Source organism: Candidatus Kuenenia sp., assembly GCF_039794105.1.
Lineage (GTDB): Bacteria > Planctomycetota > Brocadiia > Brocadiales > Brocadiaceae > Kuenenia.
Genome location: NZ_JBDIWA010000019.1, coordinates 22,100 through 42,141 on the forward strand (window position 1 = coordinate 22,100; position 20,042 = coordinate 42,141).

A 20,042-nucleotide genomic window follows, 5' to 3' on the forward strand; every position below is an offset into this window, starting at 1 on the left:
GACGCATTGCATGCGTCTGTCTCCGAAACCGCGCAACGAATCAACAATATGAATGCAGGGTTCAAGCCGCAAATTTGAGCCCACAAAGGTGTTTTTACAGGAGAGAGTAATAAAGTATGGTGTTGGCAACGGACAATAATGTCGGAGAGGTACTTCTTGAAATAGGCAAGATAAACCGTCAGGACTTGGAGCGGGCATTTGAAGCGCAGAAGCAGACGGGGCAAAAGCTTGGCCGTATACTAATTGACCTTGGAACCGTTTCAGAAGAAGACCTGCGCCTCGCATACAGCAGGTTGCTGGAAATACCAGTTTGGGAAAAAAAGAAAACCGATACATATCCGATGCTGGAAAATGTGCCGAAGGTGTTTTTGACCACAAACCGGGTACTTCCTTTAAACCTCGACGAAAACGTACTGGATATCGCGCTTGCAGATCCGCAGGATACGCTGCTGATTGAAGCAATTGCATTGTCAACCGGCAGGGAGGTAAGGGTCTTTGCCGGAACAGAAAGAGATATCATTAGTTCTCTGGAAAAACTCTATGAAACCGGGGTGAGCGAAGAAGAGGACTCTATGGCTTCATCTGTTGAGATGATGGAAGACATAGAACAATTGCGTGATATGGCCTCCGAAGCGCCCGTTATCCGCCTGGTAAACAGCATCCTGACAAAGGCGATTGAAGTAGGCGCCAGCGATATACATATTGAAGTTTTTGAGAGAAATACCCGGCTGCGTTATCGTGTGGACGGCGTACTTGGCGAGCTACCCCCCCCTCCCCGCGAGTTGTATAACTCAATTGTTTCACGTATCAAGATTATGGCAAAGTTAAATATTGCCGAGAAACGGCTGCCGCAGGACGGCAGGATAAGAATGAGGGTTGCGGGCAAGGAGATTGATTTGCGTGTTTCCGTTATCCCGATGAGCCATGGCGAAGGTATTGTAATGAGGATTCTGGACCGTACTGCCGTAATGCTGGATCTGGAAACACTGGGATTTCAACCTGAATTTTTAAAGAAATTCCGGAGACTGATCAGCAGGCCGGAAGGCATGTTTCTTGTAACAGGCCCTACAGGAAGCGGAAAGACAACCACGCTGTATGCCGTTCTCAAGGAGATCGTTTCCCCTGAAGTGAAGATAATAACCGTAGAAGATCCGGTAGAATACAGTATGCAGGGCGTAAACCAGATACAGGTAAACCCCCAGATCGACCTGACGTTTGCGTCAGGGCTGCGTTCAATTTTACGCCATGATCCGGATGTTGTTCTGATCGGCGAGATCAGGGATCGCGAAACAGCGTCAATCGCTGTCCAGGCCTCTTTGACCGGACACCTCGTGTTTTCAACACTCCATACAAATGATTCAGCTTCTGCCTTTACCCGGCTGATGGATATGGGGGTAGAGGATTATCTGATTTCATCATGCCTTATTGGCGTGCTTGCCCAAAGGCTTGTTCGCAGGCTATGCCCGAAATGCCGGGAGTTGTATATGCCGGGGCCGGAGATCCGCAAGACGGTTGGGTTAGAAGAAGGCGTTCCTCTGTATGGCCCAAAGGGGTGTGATGATTGTAATAATACGGGGTTGAAGGGAAGAAGGACAATTGCAGAGTTTCTTGTAGTGGATGAAGGCATCCGAAGGCTCGTTTTAGCCCACAAAGACTCAGGTGAAATAATGAAAGAAGCCGTGAAAAAAGGGACAAAAACGTTATGGGATGACGGGCTGGATCTGGTTCGAAAGGGAGAAACCACCATGGAGGAACTACTCAGGGTCTCTTCTGATACAGAAAGCGGGTAGTCGGCAATCCACAGCCCACAGTCCACAATCCACAGCCCACAGTCCACAGTCTACAGTCTACAGTCCACAGTCCACAGTCCACAGTCTACAGTCAGCCATCTGCAATTTGCCGACTGCCGACTGTAGCTCCCGGCGGGTTCAGGTTTTGCAACCTGAACCCATGGGTTTATGCGTATAATGGAGACATGTACTGCGGTAAAATTCCGCGGCCCAAATCACAAAACCCCTGTATGGATCTGGAATTTATTTGTCAGTTGTTCTGTTAATAGAAGGCTGGGTTGAAAGTATAAAACATTTGGTTCAGGTTACAAACCTGAACCCGCGAATGGTTGGTGGTCGGCAATCTACAATCTGCAATTTGCCGACTGCCGATTATAGATTGTAGATTGTGGATTGCCGACTGTAGACTGTGGATTGGTTGAGAACTTACTTTGTCATAAATATTCTTTTAAATATCTTCCGGTATAGGATTCTTTTGTTTCTGCTATTTCTTCCGGCGTTCCTGCCGCAACAATTTCACCTCCTTTTGCACCGCCTTCAGGCCCCAGATCGATAATGTAGTCCGCCGCTTTAATAACCTCATGATTATGTTCTATGACAAGCACGGAATTCCCCAAATCAACAAGCCGGTGCAATATTTTCAGTAATTGTTGTATGTCTGCCATATGCAAACCGGTTGTAGGTTCATCAAGGATATAAAGGGTCTTTCCAGTTTCTCTCCTGGAAAGCTCCGTGGCAAGCTTGATTCTTTGAGCTTCCCCTCCGGAAAGGGACGTGCTTGACTGCCCCAGTTTTATATATCCCAGCCCAACGTCCTTGAGTGTGCGTAAAACCCTTTCTATCCTGGGAACAGCGGCAAAAAAAAGATGCGCATCTTCTATTCTCATCTCAAGCGCCTCGGATATATTTTTCCCTTTATACATGGTTTCCAACGTTGCAGTAGTGTATCGTCTTCCATTGCATTCATCACAGATAACATAGGTATCGGGCAGAAAATGCATTTCCATTTTTTTTGTGCCCTGTCCCTTGCATGCCTCACAGCGCCCCCCGCTGATGTTGAAGCTGTATCTTGCCGCGGTATAACCGCGTATCTTTGCCGACTGTGTTTGCGCAAAGAGGGCGCGAATGGGGTCAAACACCTTTGTATAAGTCGCCGGGTTTGAACGCGGCGTGCGCCCTATGGGAGACTGGTCAATTTCAATAACCTTGTCAATATGCCTGATGCCGGTAATTTTTTCGTGTTTCCCGGGAAGGGCATGGCCGCCGTGCAGGGCTTTTGTAAGGGCGCGGTACAGGACGTCGTGAACAAGTGTGCTCTTGCCTGAACCGGATACGCCGGTGATGCAACAGAAAACCTTTAGCGGAATTTTTACCGAGATTGTCTTCAGGTTATTGGCGCATGCACCTTTTATTTCCAGGGCGTGTTTCAGATTGTATTTTTTTCTTTTCTGCGTAGTGATTGTTTCCGGTGAATGGCACAGATACCGTCCGGTTATGGAGTCAGGATTGTCGAGAATTTCCTTCAACGTCCCTTGCGCTACGATACGCCCGCCCTGCTCTCCCGCTTTTGGCCCAAGGTCGATGATGTAATCTGCATGTCGAATGGTGTATTCGTCATGCTCGACAAGAATTACCGTGTTTCCGTTTTCTTTCAGGGCGTACAGGGTTTTCTGGAGCCGTTCGTTATCTCTCGGATGAAGGCCTATTGTGGGTTCATCCAGCACGTAGCACACACCAACAAGCCCTGTTCCTACCTGTTTTGCCAGTTGGGTTCTTTGCGCTTCTCCCCCGGAAAGGGTATCGCTGCTGCGCCCAAGGGCAAGATAGTGCAGCCCAACCTCCATCATAAACTGAAGCCTGCTTTGAATTTCTTTCAGCAGTTGTTTGGAAATAACGGCCTGTTGTCCTGAGAACTTCAGCGTTTTGAAAAATGCGAGCGCCTCCTCTACGGTGAATGTCATGATTTCATGGATAGAGGTGTTACTGATTTTTACGGCAAGCGCCTCCGGCCTTAATCGTGCGCCATTGCACAGTGAGCACGTTCTGTAGCTCATGTAACCTGAAAGACGCTTCAAAACACGTTCAGAGGTGGTTTTTTTGTATATCCGGTGCAGATTAGGAATAACCCCCTCGAAATCCGCAGACCCGTAAAGCAATGCGTGAGAAACCTTTTCCGGCAGATTGGCGAAAGGTGTAGCAGGTGAAATGGAATACATTTCTGTAAATGTTTTGATGTGATCATCATAAATTGTCTGTGTAAGAGAACCCCAATTGTTCCAGGCATCAATTGCCCCCTCTTTAATGCTCAGATGTTTCGATTTAATAATTAATTCCGGATCAAAATCAAGGGTGTTTCCGAGTCCGTCGCATCCCGGGCATGCGCCATAGGGACTATTAAATGAAAACAGGCGAGGGGCCGGTTCTTCATATCCCTTGCCGCAATTGGGACAGGCGTACCGTTCGCTGAAGATCGTGTCTTTCCAACGTTTCTTCTTTTCTTCGCTTACGACCATTACTCCATTGCCAAGAGTGAGACATGTTTCAATGGAATGGAGAAGCCGTGACTGGACGCCGTCTTTTATAATGAGTTTATCCACAATTGCGTAAATATCATGGGCTTTATAACGTGCCAGTTTCGGGATGACGTCAAGGTCGGTGACCGAGCCGTCAACCCGTGCGCTTACGAACCCCTTTTGTAAGAGCGATTGAAATATTTCCCGATGTTCACCTTTTTTCCCTATAACAAGCGGCGCAAGGAGCATAATCCTTGATTTCTGTGGGACTTCCATGATTTTCTGCTGTATTTGTTCAATACTTTGGCGGGCGATTACGCAGTTGCAGAGACAACAATAAGGGGTTCCTGTTTTTGCGTAGAGCAGGCGCAGATAATCGTAGATTTCCGTTATTGTCGCCACGGTTGAACGCGGGCTTGAGGGACAGGTGCGCTGTTCAATGGCAATCGTTGGCGGCAACCCTTCAATAAGTTCGACGTCGGGTTTTTGAATCTGGTCAAGGAATTGACGGGCATACGAGGAAAGACTCTCGATGTAGCGCCGCTGCCCTTCCGCGTAAATCGTATCAAAGGCAAGGGATGACTTTCCGGAACCGCTTATACCTGTGATAACGGTAATGTGGTCACGCGGTATGTCCACGTTTATACCTTTAAGGTTATGTTCTCTTGCCCCCCGGATGATAATGGAGTTGCCGTTTTCTTCTGTGGTCATTTTTCTTTCGTAAACTTCTTCCAGTCCTTTAATAACTCAAGCATCAGCATAACGCCTACTCCCGTTGCTCCTTTTTGCAGGTATGCGTCATTTTTCTCCGCCCAGGAGGTTCCCGCGATATCAAGGTGTACCCATGGATATTTCTCCGTAAACTTACTTAAAAAACAGGCGGCAGTTATCGTGCCGGCGCCGCTGCCTCCCGTATTTTTAATATCTGCAATATCGCTTTTAATTAATTCCTGGTATTCTTCCCAGAGAGGGAGTTCCCAAACCCTTTCCCATGATTTTTCTCCTGCGGTTTTTATCCTGTTTTTCAGTTCTTCATTATTCCCCAGCATTCCTGTTGCAATGCCGCCCAAAGCGACTACGCATGCCCCGGTAAGCGTTGCGAAATCCACTACTGCGCCGGGATGAAATTTCTCAGCGTAAGCAAGCGCATCGGCAAGGATCAGACGTCCTTCGGCGTCGGTATTTGCCACCTCAGCAGTTTTGCCGGAATAAAATGTGACAATATCACCCGGTTTAATTGCAGAGCCTCCAGGCATGTTTTCCGTACAGGGAATAAGCCCTACAACACGTTGCGTGACCTTAAGTTTGGCAAGGACGCTGAAAACACCCAGTACGGCTGCCCCTCCCGACATATCGCTTTTCATCTGGTCCATGTTTTTTGCCGGTTTCAGGCATATCCCCCCGGAATCAAAGGTGACGCCTTTCCCGACAATCACAATTGTGTCCTGATTTTTGCTTCGCGGATTATACTCCAGTATGATGAATTTCGGGGGCTGTGTGCTGCCCTGGGCAACACCCAGTATACCTCCCATCCTGAGTTTTTTAAGGTCAGGCGTTGATAATATCTTGCATGAGACGCCTTGCTCTTTTGCAATATTTTTTGCAATATTCGACAGTATGGTGGGATTTTTATCCTGTGAGGGAGTGTTCACCAGGTCTCTGGCGAATGAAACTGCATTTGCAATAACCTGTCCGCGTTTTATGCCTTCCTTCACTGGAGTCAGGATTTTCTTATCAGATACCAAAAGGGTAAGCGCCTTGACTTCCTTTACTTCTTCCGGCTTTGTTTGTTTATACTTTTTAAATTGATACAGCCCTAATACAGCGCCTTCGGTAAAGGACTGGCACCATTCTTCCAGCCTTTCTGCCGGGATTTCCAGTGAATCCATTACGCTTGTCACCTTCTTAATACCCATATCACGCGCTGTTTTAACGGAAGTACCGGACGCCTGTCTGATTTTGTCAAAGGTAATATCTTCTTTTTTCCCTAAACCAACAAGCAGGATACGCTGCGAGGGGAATTTACCATAGGTAGGCAAGGCGCGGGTATTGTTAAGCTTTGCGGTAAATTCCTTATTTTTTGATAATTCAGAGATGGCATGGTTGAATGAAACATCGAAGGGTTCTAGTGTCTCGTGTATCTTTTTGCTCTCTTCGTACATATAAAAAACTAACATTTCCGCAGTTTCGTCCGCCGCATGTCCTGTTTTCGCATTGACAATCATAAATAACACCTTTCTTTTCTTTAAGCGCAGTTCAAGAGATATTTTGGCATTGAAAAATTATTGTATCTTAATTTGCAGTAGGCAATCTACAGTCCACAATCGGCAATCAGCAGCCAGCAGTCGGCAGTCGGCAGTCGGCAGATTGTGGATTGCCGATTGCCGACTGATAATAGAAGTTACCTATTTCTCTTTTTTTGTACGAACAGGATGTGTTTTCGGCAATTTTTCCGCAATCTTCATTGCCTCCGGAGAACATTCCGGATGCCCCCAGCCGCTTAGGCTTGTCCCGGCAATTATGTCATGTATTATATTATCGTCGCCGGAAGGGCTGACACCTTTGGGGACATAGTCCAGCATAAGTACATGCCGTACTTTCCATGCAATAATATGGTCGGCACAGGAACTATCCCCGCTCACTCCCAATGCGCCAATCAGCACACCGTCATTATTATAAAGCGCCAAGCCGCCCCCAAACACATTTATACCACCAATCCTCCTGCCAGCCATAGGGTCGTTTTCCTTACCATATTTCTGCGGCGAGCCGCGGTAGGCGGTTTCTGTATCAACCGGATTGCTCAACTGCAGCCCGAACAAACTGCCGCCAGGCTGAACTGCGGAAAAAAGATTCGCAGTCGATAATGCAAATCCTGGCAAACTGAACGCATTAGCAGTGTTTGCCTTTTGTGCGGAAATTACCCTGCTTCCTGGCCACTGATCGCCTCTCTCATTTCCGGAAAAGACCACCGCTCTCACAAAGCCGTCCCGATCTACAACGGTCGCCCACATATTGAAACCAAAGCCGCCGTTGTCTTCTTTTATCACCGCCGATAACGCATCCTTTAATGCCGTATGGGAAGGCAAACCACCGGCAGCATACAAAGAAGAATTCATACCATGAAAAGACACGGCAACAAAAAAGGCAAAAAAAAGTATCTTACGAATGCTCATCATACTACCTCCCAATAATAAATTTTTAGTAATTGAACCATACATGAGGGACGAAGGACGAAGGACGAGGGACGAGGGAAGAGGGAAGAGGGACGTCTATCGTCTATCGTCCCTCGTCTATCGTCTATCGTCCCTCGTCCGTCGTCCAGCGTCCTGACATATCCAATTGAGTGCCTCAGAACCTCAGACGCTATGCAACAGGAACTGACGCATCCAGAATCTGCCGTATTTTATATAACAAACCAACGGGGGAAACCGGTTTGGGAACAAAATGCAAGCCTTTTTCTATTATAATGCCGTCCGTATGCAGGATATCTTCACTATAACCGCTCATAAAAATAGTGTGTATTTTACTCGTTTCCTGCTGCATGATTTCATATACTTCTTTCCCATTTTTCTTAGGCATAACTACATCTAAGACGGCAAGTCTGATACCCGCTTTATGTTTCCGGTATTTTTTAACGGCGTCGTCGCCATCCGCTGCGGCTATAACCTCATATCCATACATTTCCAGATATTTTTCCAGCACATGCCGCAGATCATCCTCATCTTCCGCCAGCAAAATCATTTCTTTTCCGGAAACATTATCGCTGCGTCCCGCCTCCGCTTTCATCAGCCCTTCTTCCTTCTCTGCCGCGGCTTTTCCTTTGTCTTTTAACAGGGGAAGATAGAGGGTAAAGGTGGTTCCTTTCCCGGGTTCGCTTGAACAGGTTACAAAGCCGCCGTGTTGCTCAACCATGCCATGCACCATGGAAAGGCCAAGCCCTGTACCTTTCCCCACTTCCTTCGTAGTAAAAAATGGCTCAAAGATCCTGTCTTTAATATCTTCACGGATTCCTGTTCCAGTATCCGAAATGGAAATTGCCATATATTCGCCCGGCTCCCTGTTGAATCCATGCATTTCCATAAAACAGGCATCTAATGCTTTTCTCTCACTGCTGACGTTTAACGTTCCTCCGTTGGGCATTGCATCTATTGCATTCGAATAAAGATTTATTAAAACCTGTTCAATTTGAGTACGATCCGCCAATACGTAACAATTTTTCCCTTTCACCAATATTTTAAAGCGTATATTTTCCCGGAGTATTCCCGTTAAAAAATTTTCCGTATCGTTTATTATGCTATCCAATGGTATTTCCTGCAGATTAATCGTCTGCCTCCTGCTAAATGCAAGGAGGCTTTGGGTCAAATCCGCTGCCTTGTCCAATGATGAAAGTATGTTTTGTATGTACGTTTGGCATTTGGCGTTTACCACCGTATCCATTTTCAATAAATTTGCATACCCCATAATTGCCATAAGGAGGTTATTAAAATTATGCGCAACACCGCTGGTAAGTCTTCCAACGGTTTCCAGTCTCTGTGCATGGATGAGATGCTCTTTCAGTTTTTCTTTTTCTTCTTCAATACGTTTGTTTTGTGTAATATTTTCTACAATAACAATATGTGAATGCGGGGTTTCTCCCTTTTTCCACATGGGAGAAGCGGTAATATTTACCCAAACAAGAGAACCATCTTTATGGATATAACGCTTTTCCCGCGAAAATTCCTGTAGTTCGCCTTTTTTCAATTTCTCCACATTCTCCAAACCTTCCTGAAGATCATCAGGATGGGTAATATCCTGACATGCTGTGGAAAGCATTGCCTCTTCCGAATAACCCGTTATTGAACAATATTTTTTATTTACTTTGAGGAATTTACCGGTATTGGTATCAATAAGTGCAACACCGACCGCCGCCTGCTCAAATATTGCCCGAAAACGTTCTTCGCTTTCACTTAGGGCACGATTCTTCTCCTGAATCTCCTGCGCCATAGTGTTAAAGCTCTGTGCAAGACTTCCAATCTCATCATTCCGTTTTATCAAAACTCTTTCTGAAAGATTGCCTGAGGCAAATGCCTCTGTTGTCATCTTTAATTTATTAATAGGGCAAGAAACTGATAGGGCAAAAAACACCCCAAAGATAATGGCGGATACTCCGCTTGCCGCGCCCGTTACGAGGGCGATTAACTTTATCGAATTTAAATGGGCAAACAATTCCGCTTTATCCATTTCCGCCAATAATACCCAGCTATATTCCTTTATATACCTACCCGCTCCAACTACCGGCACTCCACGGTAATCAGGATATACACCCGTAATGTCCTTCCCCGATTCCAGTATTTTGCGCACCGGTTCTGTATCCACTGCCTGTCTTATCGCGGCATTCTCAAAAAAACGGGAGTTAGTAATCATGACCTTATTTTTGTTTACCAGATATACTTCTCCTGTACTTCCCGATCCTTCATAACCGGTTGTTACCGTATTCAGTATTCCCACATCATAACAGTTAATGATCGTGCCTATCTTCTCATTGTTTTTTGAACGCCTTGAAGTTAAAGGAGCAGTTATCGAAAGGATATTTTTGTGTCCATACGGACAGAAATGGGCAGGGCCTACATACGCATTGCCGGGAAATAGCTTCATTCCTTCTGAGAAAATTTCCTGTCCGGAAATATCCTGCCCAATCCATTCTTTGTAAGTAGAAGCAACAACCATTCCCTTCATGTTTACAACAGATATCCCTTCGATATGTGAATCCAACGGCTTTTTGTTGTTTGCCAGGTGCCTCGTTAACGATTTTACAAGTAAATCGTGAGAGGATATCCCACGGTTTATTTTTTCAAGATAGTCTCTTATAAACCCATCAGAACTAAAATCGATCGTTCTGCCTTTTTTTGACTCTATAAGCGAGAGTAAATGGATTTTTTTTGATTGTGCCATCGCAGATAGCGCATCTATTTGGCGGGTACGAAGTTTCTCTCTGGCTGTAATATAATATACTGTTGAAATTACGCAGATTGGGATGAGCGATATGCAAAGTCCAAACGTTAATAATTTCCCTTTAATCTTGTCAAAAATCATCATTTTTTTACCAAAAAGGTCTGTAAGAAATTTAAATCAGGTTGCCTTTTTAAAATACAAAAAACCAACGACATTCATTTTTACCCACCCCTCAATCCCCTCCCAGGAGAGGAATTATCAAATTCCCCTCTTGGGAGGGGCAGGGGTGGGTTTGTTTATTGATCAACTAAAAATATTGAAATTCCTATACTTTTAATTATGGAATAAATGCGACCTACTGTACATTTAAGATACTCCCTTGTCAAGAATCGAACAGCAGCTTAAAATAATCCACTTTATTTGTCTCTTCCGCCTTACAACCTGGCGCAGCATTTGGCCGCAACCAAACTCGAAATGCGAATATCGAAATACGAAACAAATTCAAATGACAAAAAACCCAATGCTCCAAACTTGTAGAGACGCACGGCCGTGCGTCTCTACTAATCAATGCCTTACGGTGCTGCATTTTTGAAAAATGCGCATTAAAAACAAGAAGTTGCTGGATAGTAGCACAGATTTATTCCCTCCCGGCTTTGCTCAAAACACGTGTTTTTGTAACACTTTAGTTTTTTCATACATTCAATATCTGATGTTGTATATCACAGAAAAACTACGAAAAAAAGTTGTATTTACCTGTGTGTTTTACTATTATTCTGACTCCTCAAAAAAGAACCTGTTGTGTCACTTTGCAGGCGCATTTCCGATTTTTTATAAAAATGCAATTAGTATGGAAGGTTAATAGTAACTCAAGCTTCCAGCTTGAGGGTAAAATATCGCAAGCAGGATACTTGTGTTGCAAAGGTAAAACTTGTTTTTTAGTGTATATAGCTGAAAGGAGAGTGTATTGTCATGTCCGCAAAATTAATTAAAGGTACAGAGATTGGCGAACAAATATTAGAGGAAATTACCGGTGAAGTAGCGGAAATAAAGAAGAGACACGGCGTTGTTCCAGGCCTGGTAACAATCCTTGTCGGAGAAAACCCGGCATCCATGTCGTATGTAACCTTAAAAATCAAAACCGCTCACCGGGTGGGTTTTAAAGAGGTGCAGGATTCACAACCGGCGGATATTTCAGAAAAGAATCTTCTCGCCCTTATTGAAAAGTACAACCACGACGATTCAATTCACGGCATCCTTGTCCAGCTTCCACTCCCGAAACATATTTATGAAAAGAAGGTGCTTAATGCCATTGATCCGGACAAGGATGTTGATGGGTTTCATCCCGTAAATGTCGGGCGTCTTATGATCGGAGGCAATGAGGTTAAATTCCCGCCCTGCACCCCCGCCGGCATTCAGGAATTGATTGTACGGTCAGGCGTTGAAACCCGCGGCGCGGAGGTGGTTGTGGTTGGGCGTTCTAACATTGTGGGAAAACCAATCGCGAATATGATGCTTCAGAAAGGGAAAGGGGCGGACGCTACGGTAACAATAGTCCATACACAAACAAGAAACATGGCGGAACACTGCAAACGCGCGGACGTCCTTATTGTTGCCGCAGGAGTTCCCGGGCTGGTAAAACCCGAATGGATAAAACCTGGCGCGTGTGTAATTGATGTGGGGGTAAACAGGGTAGGCGAAAAACCCAGCAAGAACGACCCAAACAAAATGGTTGCTCTTTTAAAAGGAGATGTTGATTTTGAAGCGGCGAGTGAAATTGCAGGATTTATTACCCCTGTTCCCGGAGGAGTAGGCCCTATGACCATTACAATGCTTATGAGAAATACCCTCAGGTCTCTGAAGTTTAAACTGGGGATAAAATAGAAAATTACGCTTTCATCCGGAGGTCGGAGGTCCGCGAAAAACACGGATCTCTGACTTCTGACTTCTAACCTTACACTATCGAGTTACTCTTACTTTCACTTTTGCCTTACTATTTGAGTCGCTTGACACAAACCTTGCCGTTGCATTTCCCCTCTTTACGCCCTCAATCGTAAACACAGCCTGTCCATTATCATCTGTGATTGCATTTTCCGGAGATATGGAAATATTGTTTCCTCCCTTAATGATTTCCCATATTACCAGCACACCATAGCGAGGGTCGCCACCCTTACATGCAACTGTTATCGTAACCGGTGCGGAAGAAGTACGGGCAATTTCCGTAATCTGCTGATCTGCAGATACAGTCTCCCTATTACACTGCGCTGACGTTTTGAATGACATTTCACTGCCGTACAACGTCCCCACGCTGTTTTTTGCTACCAGCCGGTAATAATACGTTGTACTGAAACTCAGGCTACTGACACTACTATTTATAGAAATATCATCATATCCGCCAACCGTTAGTTCTTCTGTTGTATTATCATAAGAACCGCTCACCGTTCCATACTCAAACCATGCTATCGTTGACAGTCCGGCGGCATTAATTGTCCCGTGCAATGTAGCCGATTCAACGGTTATATATAACGCCTCTCCCGTAGTTACTTCCCCATTTACCGAAAGTGAGCTGTCGAATCGTGATATAAATGCATTGCCCGACTCACTATTAAAACCGGCGCTATATGCTGCTTCTGTAACCGGGAAATCATTCGAATACGTTGAACCTGCAATATACACACCTCCGGCAGCACCCAAAACCATCGCGAGGGATTTATCATCATCCGCCCCCCCAAGATACGTTGAAGCAAGCAGACTGGTCAGATCGCTGTTGAATTTTGAGAGAAACACATCCGCACTGCCGTTAAATGATTCGTCAAAAACGTTAGCAGTTGTAGGAAAGTCTTCTGATTTGGTAATGCCAGTTACATACACATTATCTTCAGCATCTGTTGCTACTGCATACGCCTCTTCATAATCCGAGCCGCCAAGATAGGTTGATGCAAGCAGACTGGTTAAATCATCATTAAACTTCGATACAAAGACGTCTCCCCCATAATAAGACGAATCATATGCACCGGCAGTTGTGGGAAAATCCGCAGACTCTGTTGAACCTGTATAACCTGTTACATATACGTTTCCGCTTGAATCCAGCGCCAATGAATAAGCGCCGTCATAATCATATCCACCAAGATAGGTTGAAGCAAGCAGGCTGGTCAGATCGCTGTTGAATTTCGAGAGAAACGCATCCGCACTGCCATTAAATGATTCGTCAAAAACGTCGTCAGTCACCGGAAAGTCTTCTGATTTGGTAATGCCCGTTACATACGCATTATTATTTGCATCAAGAGCAAGTGAATAGGCTCCGTCATACTCTGACCCTCCCAGATATGTCGAGGCCAGCAAACTGGTTAGACCATCATCGAATTTTGTGATAAAAACATCTCTGTATAAGCCGGAAGATGACGTATCGTAAGCGCCTTCGGTGGTGGGAAAGTTAGTAGAGGAGGTCATACCCGCTACATATACATTGCCGTTTATATCAATCGCCAGCGAGCGGGCTTCTTCACTATACGACCCGCCCAGATATGTTGACGCCAATAAACTGCCAAGATCACCGCTCAACTTCGACACAAAGGCATCACCGCCGGAATACGAGGCGTCATACGCATCTCCCGTTACAGGAAAATCTTTTGAATAAGTAAAGCCCGCTATGTAGAGGTTATCTCCTGAATCAATCGCCAGTGCATGGGCATCTTCAGTATTAGAACCGCCAAGATATGTTGAAGCAAGAAGACTCGTCAGGTCATTGCTGAATTTTGAGATAAAGACATCTTTATTACCGCTGGAAGAGGTTGCATATGCATCATCTGTCACAGGAAAGTCATCTGACATTGTTACTCCAAGAACAAACACATTATCATTTGAGTCCACTGCCAAAGACCTGCACTCTTCGTCAGAAGAACCTCCCAAAAAAGTAGATGAAATCATAGGGTCAATGATGAGTTCCTTTGACCTGTCAAAATTACCCGTTCGGAAGCCATAGATAAATTTATCACCAATAGCGATTTCCGTTGTATTGTTTGCAAATGCAGGTTTCGCACCCTTACTATTTGCCGTTCTGCGCCATCCGTACTTCTTATTTTCTCCGGTACGACGCCCCCTGTTGTCTGATATCTTTTCACCCTCATGAAGATAATATGCCACAGGCACATCTACTTTTTTGCCGTTGATAATCTGATACGCAACAGGGCGCGAAAATGTTGCCATCCCGGTTTGTGTTTCAACCGCAAGTCCGCCATAATCATTAATTTTTAATGCGCTTCTTTCTGCCGTTTCAAGGAAAACCCTTATTTCGTCGGGGTTTGCCCCTGTTTTTACATAAAACAGCTTTTCTACGGCATTTCCATACGCTTTTAATTTCAATTCTATCCCCTCGTACACCTCTCCCAGACTTACCATCCTGTAGCTTGAAATTGCGGACATCCATTTCCCTGTGTCATCTCCCTTAAAATAATTGATCTTCGTTGCCGCCTCTTCTTCCCCTCGTATTCCGGATACGGTACTGCCCGCAAGTTTTTCCCGGAGAATGAAAAATCCCCTCTTTTCACCGTCAATGCCTTCCTTGCCGGAACTTTTCTCAATTGTTTCGGAGAAATCAGCGGGAGTCGTCTTGTTTTTAGCCTTACACGCACTTAATGCCTGTTTTTTTTGATGCTCCGGCAATACATACACCATCTCTCCGTTTTTTGTGACAAACACTGTGCCGCAGAAGATGTGCGTATAAAATGCCACCCGTTCATCCTGCTGCCCCTTGTTGACAATAAAAGGCATCTCCATTTTCACAATCTTTTCAACGGCTCTTTTGCCCTTTGTTTGCTGTCCGCTCCCGCCAAACAACTCATATTTGGAAACAGGCGTTTGTATATCAGGTTTCTCACCTGCTGAATATGCCTGTTTAAAAGAAAACACCCATAGTGCAATGCATATCAAAAATGCCAACGCAACGTTCCTGTTCTTCATCTCAAAAATTCCCCTCCTCGGGTTCTTGCAAAGATATAGACATGGCATGCCATGTCCCTACTATTATGTTATCGTAAATTAGGAATTTCCTCTGCGGTATAAAATGTGGCTTTAAAAATGGAATTATCAATCACATCTTCTTTATTCGCATAAAAATAAGGACTTACATATTCCCATACCACTTCCTTGTCGGATGTTACCTGAAATATGCGGCCAAAACACCCTTCGGTGATAAGGGTATTCCCGTTTGATAATCTTTGCGCTCCCGATATTGTAGGGCTGAAAAAATTAATTGCCGGCACATCACGGTATCGCCACACAATCTCTTTTGTATCCCGGTTTAGTTCTATTACCCTGGAATAGGGGACGGGTTCAGACTTCCGCTGCTGTCCGTTGTCGAATACAAGTATATTGCCATTTTTAAGGATGCGTGGGTCATGCTGCTGGGCAAAGGTAGAGTGTCCGAGCTTCCAGACAAATTTCCCGGTATTCTTGTCAATAATTCCAACGGTAGAGATATTCCGGAAACTCACCATTACCTGGTTGTCCTCTTCTAACGGAACAACGGCATTTGCGTGCGTCCACTCATCCCTGGGGCAATTTGATTGAATAACATCCGTATCGAAATCAAGGTGATCCTTCGCATGCCACTTCCATACCCGACTTCCATTCGCATCTACCTCTATAATAATATCCGCCCACATATCGCCTTTTTTGCCGGAACCTTCTGTCCCCCCTTGTACCTGGTCTCTTATCTCCGCCGGCAATTTTTCCACCGCCAGGTAAATGGCGCCTCCGGAAGAGGTACGCCTGCCGTCATGGTGATGGTAGGGATTGCGAAGCTCCCATACAATATTTCCTTTCCAGTCCACTTCCATCATAATGCCCCCTTTAAAACTGCTCCAGTTTGGCCACAGATCCCAGGCGCCGTCATCCTCCACCTGCCCGTTATAGAAAAGATTGCCATTCGGCAGTAAATAGCCATATACACCGGGGGCATAAGGCAAATTCCACTGATGCGCCACCTTGCCGTCATTCGTATCAATAAGAAATACTTCGCCGCAGGTATTATTCATTGGAGTAAAAAGAACATATCCCATAGCAGCTTTTTCCCTGTCAATTGCAACAACGCCTGTGCGGCTAACCCTACGGAAGGTTTGCTGGTCTATCGTCAACTTATACGCCAGGTCATCGGCTTGTATGCCTTTACCTTGCCAGCCGCTAATCAATGCCGTGAAACCTAAAATATACATCGCTGTTTTTATTATTTGTTTTGAGCTTTTCATACTCAGTTTTTCCTATAAAATGCCTTTGAGTTTATAATACAATCCTGCGGCAGATACAAAATATCTAGAATGCGAACGCTTTATTTTGACGGTTCAATTTGTAACAACAACCTAATGTTTTCTATTGTTGCCATGCCTCCTTTCCCCCTAAACTGGCATAGCCAGAACATATCAAGCACAAAATGGGAATTTGTTTTGGATTTCTGATTTCACAATTAAGGAAAATGGGATTGGGATGTTTTTGCTATTCTTTTACTATGCCAACACCCTATTTGCAAATAAAAAATGCCATAATACACCATAATGGCACAATGATTATTGCAACAATTTGTAACACTTTAGTTTTTCAAAAAATTCCAATAATAGCGCTGTTTTCCACACGATGCAGGGACGACAGACAACGGACATCCTTCGTCTCTCGTCTCTCGTCTCTCGTCTCTCGTCTCTCGTTTCTCGTCTTTCATCTCCTGTCTCTCATGCTTCGTCTCTCGCTCTTACGTTTTTCAAAAAACTAAAGTGTTACAATCCCACTTGCCTTGTACTATATTGCCGATAACGGCAAGCAGGACCTTGCATCCGCTTTGTCAAATTGATACACTTCCCACGTTGGAGGAGAAAACCTGTTTTTTACAGAGTTTTTCAGAAAATCACCTTATTGCCAATCGCTCAATTTTTTTAAAAGGCCACGTTAAGCAGATGAAAGATAAAAAGAGGTTAAACATACTTATAACTTCAGGACCTACAAGGGGTTATATAGACGACGTCAGATATATAAGCAATAAATCTTCCGGCAGATTGGGGGCTGCAATAGCAACCGAAGCGCTTAAAAGGGGGGCGGACGTCACAATGGCGTATGGCACTGGAAGTATTATTCCTGATATTACTTGCTTAGGAAAAGAAACGGGTAACCGGCTTACCCTCATTGAAATAGAAACTCTACAGGATCTGTCAAAATTATTCCGGGAGGGTTTACAGGGGAAAGTCTTTGCCGCCGTTGTCCACGCCATGGCAGTGCTGGATTATATCCCTGAACAACCGGTCGAAGGAAAAGTGTCTTCCCATAGCAATGAGATTACCGTACGGTTTATAAAAACTCCGAAAATAATAAAGTTAATAAAAGAGCTTTGGCCCCGTTCGCTGCTCATCAGTTTTAAATTAGAAGCGGGGATTCCCCATGATGAACTCATGAAAAGGGCCTATGCCTCCTTGCTGGAAAATAAAGCAGATTTTGTGGTAGCAAATGACCAGCATGAGATTTTAGGGGATAAACACCCCGGTTATATCATTAATTCACATCAGGAACTGGTGGCAACGTGCAATACAAAACAAGATATAGCAGAAAGGCTCATAGACATAATATATAGTCAAACAAATCTGATTTTAGAAATGTAGGGGCGAAACATTTGCCTGTATATAAGATTCGGACGTAAAATGTTGCGGTACACGCGTTAACTCCACTCTAATTGAACGAGTCTACTGTACACAGGCAAATGCTTCGCCCCTACTCTGGTAATTCCCCGGTTGCTAAGGTGAGAAGGCGCAGGGTTGTCCTGGTTGCGGCCATGCACGCAGTGTAATTACCCTTTACGCCTCTCCTATTTGAAAACACGTATGCATGAAACATGAGGCGGAATAGACAAACCTGCAACAAATTAATGGATAATAAAATTCTTGTTTTATCATGATAAAGTGAGTATCATTTTTTCATTGGCCGATTTCATTACGTACTGCAGTATTTTTGCTGAAAAACAACCTTTTTTCCTGTTTGCCGCATAACAGCTCCGCCGAATGGAGTCTGCAAGTGTTGCAGCTTAACGTTAATACATTAAACAGTACATTATTTCACCTGAAATCTTAGTAAAATAAAGAAGGAGCCTTTATAATGAAAAAAATTGTATTTGTATTTGCTTTATCGCTAACAATGTCTTCCGCAATGATCGCCAAAAATACCTTTGCCTATCAAATGAAATCGGTGGACGAACCCTCGCGTGACTATACACATAGTAATTATTCACAGGAACCTTCGCACGAAGCACAAGACGAGGGCGGCTATTTTCTTGCCGGAAAAATTGCAGAAACAATGAACAGTGGCGGCTATACGTATCTCTGCATTGATGACTACGGGAAAAAAACATGGGTAGCCATACCGGAAACAACCGTATCCGTGGGGCAGGAGGTTGTTTTGCAACCAGGTTTCGAAATGACCGGCTTTGAAAGCAAGACATTGAACAGAACATTTGACAAAATCATTTTTTCCAACGGTCTGGCGGATTCAGGGCAAGAAGCTCCTTCATACACTACCAAAGGCAGCAAGGGCATCAGCGTTTCAACAAATGAAAAGATCTCTGTGGAAAAAGCTACAGGGGCAGACGCTTATACCGTAGAGGAACTTTATGAAAACAGTGAGAAGCTTAACAAGAAAAAAGTCATTGTGAAGGGTAAAGTGATTAAAGTTTCTGTTGGCATTATGGGGAAGAACTGGCTGCATCTTCAGGACGGAAGCGGAAGCCAGGATAAGAATAATACAGACCTCGTAGTCACCACAAAAGACCAACCTTCTGTCGGCGACATTGTTACGGTAAGCGGCACTCTCTATAAGGATAAGGATTTCGGCAGCGGTTATAAATACAATGTAATCGTGGAAGAAGCCACAGTGAAGAAATAACGGAGGGGGTAGCCCGGCTTGTTAAAGATGAATTTTAACGATGCACATTTTCTTTTGTGATGTATTCATCGCCCTAACGGGCAAAAAGTTCTTTATTATCTTTTCAGGCTGTCCGGGAATTCAGTGTTTCGCAATTTTCTGCTATAATAAATCACGGTATATTAATAGCTGGATTTTTGCGGGATTCTCTATTCCCGGACAGCCTGTTTTATTTTAAACAGTCGAAAACTATGTCCATAGCTGCTAATGTAAATAAAGCAATCAACCATTCGCCTGAAAATACTTTTTCTCCGTCAGATTTTGCAGATGAGCACAGATAAAAAATTTCAGACAGGTTCAGGCTTCGTCGTGAACTCAGCCGAACGGTTGTAAGCCTGAACCCGCCTGGAGTTTTTCCCTTGCCGCTAATATCCTCCTCCCCTATCCCTGAAACCGATGTTGCCGTAAATAAAAACCCTCTACAATATTCTCCCCCGAAACAAGTTTTGAATTGGTCATTAGTCATTAGTCATTAGTCATTAGTAAATTTGTGATGATTTTTTTAATCTGTTTAATCTGTGGGTTTCCCTTTCGTATTTCGTGCTTCGCGTTTCGTGCTTGTTTGGTTCATTAGGGTTAATGTTTGACTTCATTTTGAAAAATGATTAAAATCCCCAAGCACCCACGGCACCTATGATAGAAACTCAGGTAAAATCCATGCGAAAGAATTTACGGCAAAATGTTAAAAAAAGGAAGGTGTAGTAATTATGGATGGGATGATGAGAAGATATATTTTATGTAACTGACAATGAAGAATTGTATAATCAATGAGTAGAAATTTACCGAATATTTAAAGATGTATAGAATAAAGAATTCTCAAATTACATGAGAATCCTTCAGGTTATTTATGGCAAAAACTGAG

General features: G+C 44.3%; 12 protein-coding genes. 4 read left to right on the forward strand and 8 right to left on the reverse strand.

What is annotated here, in order from left to right; genetic code table 11:
* Positions 1-116 precede the first annotated feature (116 nt).
* Entirely contained in the window at positions 117-1,790 is a 1,674-nt protein-coding gene (gene gspE / locus ABJL82_RS10395; protein ID WP_347274205.1) for a type II secretion system ATPase GspE, read from the forward strand.
* A 434-nt stretch (positions 1,791-2,224) separates the two neighbouring features.
* On the opposite strand, the gene uvrA is transcribed toward gspE, so the two are convergent.
* From uvrA to ABJL82_RS10415, 4 genes are all read right to left on the reverse strand, one after another.
* Entirely contained in the window at positions 2,225-5,014 is a 2,790-nt protein-coding gene (gene uvrA, locus ABJL82_RS10400) for an excinuclease ABC subunit UvrA (protein WP_347274206.1), read from the reverse strand.
* The gene (locus ABJL82_RS10405; RefSeq protein WP_347274207.1) at positions 5,011-6,528 is read right to left on the reverse strand and encodes a leucyl aminopeptidase; all 1,518 of its coding nucleotides are present in this window, start codon (positions 6,526-6,528) and stop codon (positions 5,011-5,013) included. Before ABJL82_RS10405 ends, uvrA begins: the two co-directional genes overlap by 4 nt.
* A 180-nt stretch (positions 6,529-6,708) precedes the next feature.
* Positions 6,709-7,419 (reverse strand): heme-binding protein, encoded by a 711-nt coding sequence (locus ABJL82_RS10410; protein ID WP_347274252.1) that lies wholly within the window; start codon positions 7,417-7,419, stop codon positions 6,709-6,711.
* A gap of 247 nt (positions 7,420-7,666) precedes the next feature.
* The gene (locus ABJL82_RS10415) at positions 7,667-10,378 is read right to left on the reverse strand and encodes a PAS domain S-box protein (RefSeq protein WP_347274208.1); all 2,712 of its coding nucleotides are present in this window, start codon (positions 10,376-10,378) and stop codon (positions 7,667-7,669) included.
* 825 nt (positions 10,379-11,203) lie between these two features.
* Here ABJL82_RS10415 and folD point away from each other — a divergent pair.
* Positions 11,204-12,115, forward strand: a complete 912-nt coding sequence (gene folD / locus ABJL82_RS10420) for a bifunctional methylenetetrahydrofolate dehydrogenase/methenyltetrahydrofolate cyclohydrolase FolD (RefSeq protein WP_347274209.1) — start codon at positions 11,204-11,206, stop codon at positions 12,113-12,115.
* Positions 12,116-12,190: 75 nt separating this feature from the next.
* Here folD and ABJL82_RS10425 read toward each other — a convergent pair whose 3' ends face one another.
* The 3 genes from ABJL82_RS10425 to ABJL82_RS10435 all read right to left on the reverse strand — a co-directional run bounded on the left by ABJL82_RS10425 (position 12,191) and on the right by ABJL82_RS10435 (position 16,940).
* On the reverse strand, positions 12,191-15,190 hold the full coding sequence (locus ABJL82_RS10425) for an SBBP repeat-containing protein (protein ID WP_347274210.1): 3,000 nt from the start codon (positions 15,188-15,190) through the stop codon (positions 12,191-12,193).
* Between the two features lie 68 nt (positions 15,191-15,258).
* On the reverse strand, positions 15,259-16,476 hold the full coding sequence (locus ABJL82_RS10430) for an aryl-sulfate sulfotransferase (protein WP_347274211.1): 1,218 nt from the start codon (positions 16,474-16,476) through the stop codon (positions 15,259-15,261).
* 338 nt (positions 16,477-16,814) lie between these two features.
* Positions 16,815-16,940, reverse strand: a complete 126-nt coding sequence (locus tag ABJL82_RS10435) for a hypothetical protein (protein ID WP_347274212.1) — start codon at positions 16,938-16,940, stop codon at positions 16,815-16,817.
* Between the two features lie 232 nt (positions 16,941-17,172).
* On the opposite strand from ABJL82_RS10435, the gene ABJL82_RS10440 reads away from it, so the two are divergent.
* Together ABJL82_RS10440 and ABJL82_RS10445 are read left to right on the forward strand one after the other, a co-directional pair.
* On the forward strand, positions 17,173-17,868 hold the full coding sequence (locus ABJL82_RS10440; protein ID WP_347274213.1) for a phosphopantothenoylcysteine decarboxylase: 696 nt from the start codon (positions 17,173-17,175) through the stop codon (positions 17,866-17,868).
* Positions 17,869-18,358: 490 nt separating this feature from the next.
* On the forward strand, positions 18,359-19,141 hold the full coding sequence (locus ABJL82_RS10445) for a DNA-binding protein (RefSeq protein ID WP_347274214.1): 783 nt from the start codon (positions 18,359-18,361) through the stop codon (positions 19,139-19,141).
* A gap of 208 nt (positions 19,142-19,349) precedes the next feature.
* On the opposite strand, the gene ABJL82_RS10450 is transcribed toward ABJL82_RS10445, so the two are convergent.
* The gene (locus tag ABJL82_RS10450) at positions 19,350-19,646 is read right to left on the reverse strand and encodes a hypothetical protein (RefSeq protein ID WP_347274215.1); all 297 of its coding nucleotides are present in this window, start codon (positions 19,644-19,646) and stop codon (positions 19,350-19,352) included.
* Positions 19,647-20,042: the final 396 nt, after the last annotated feature.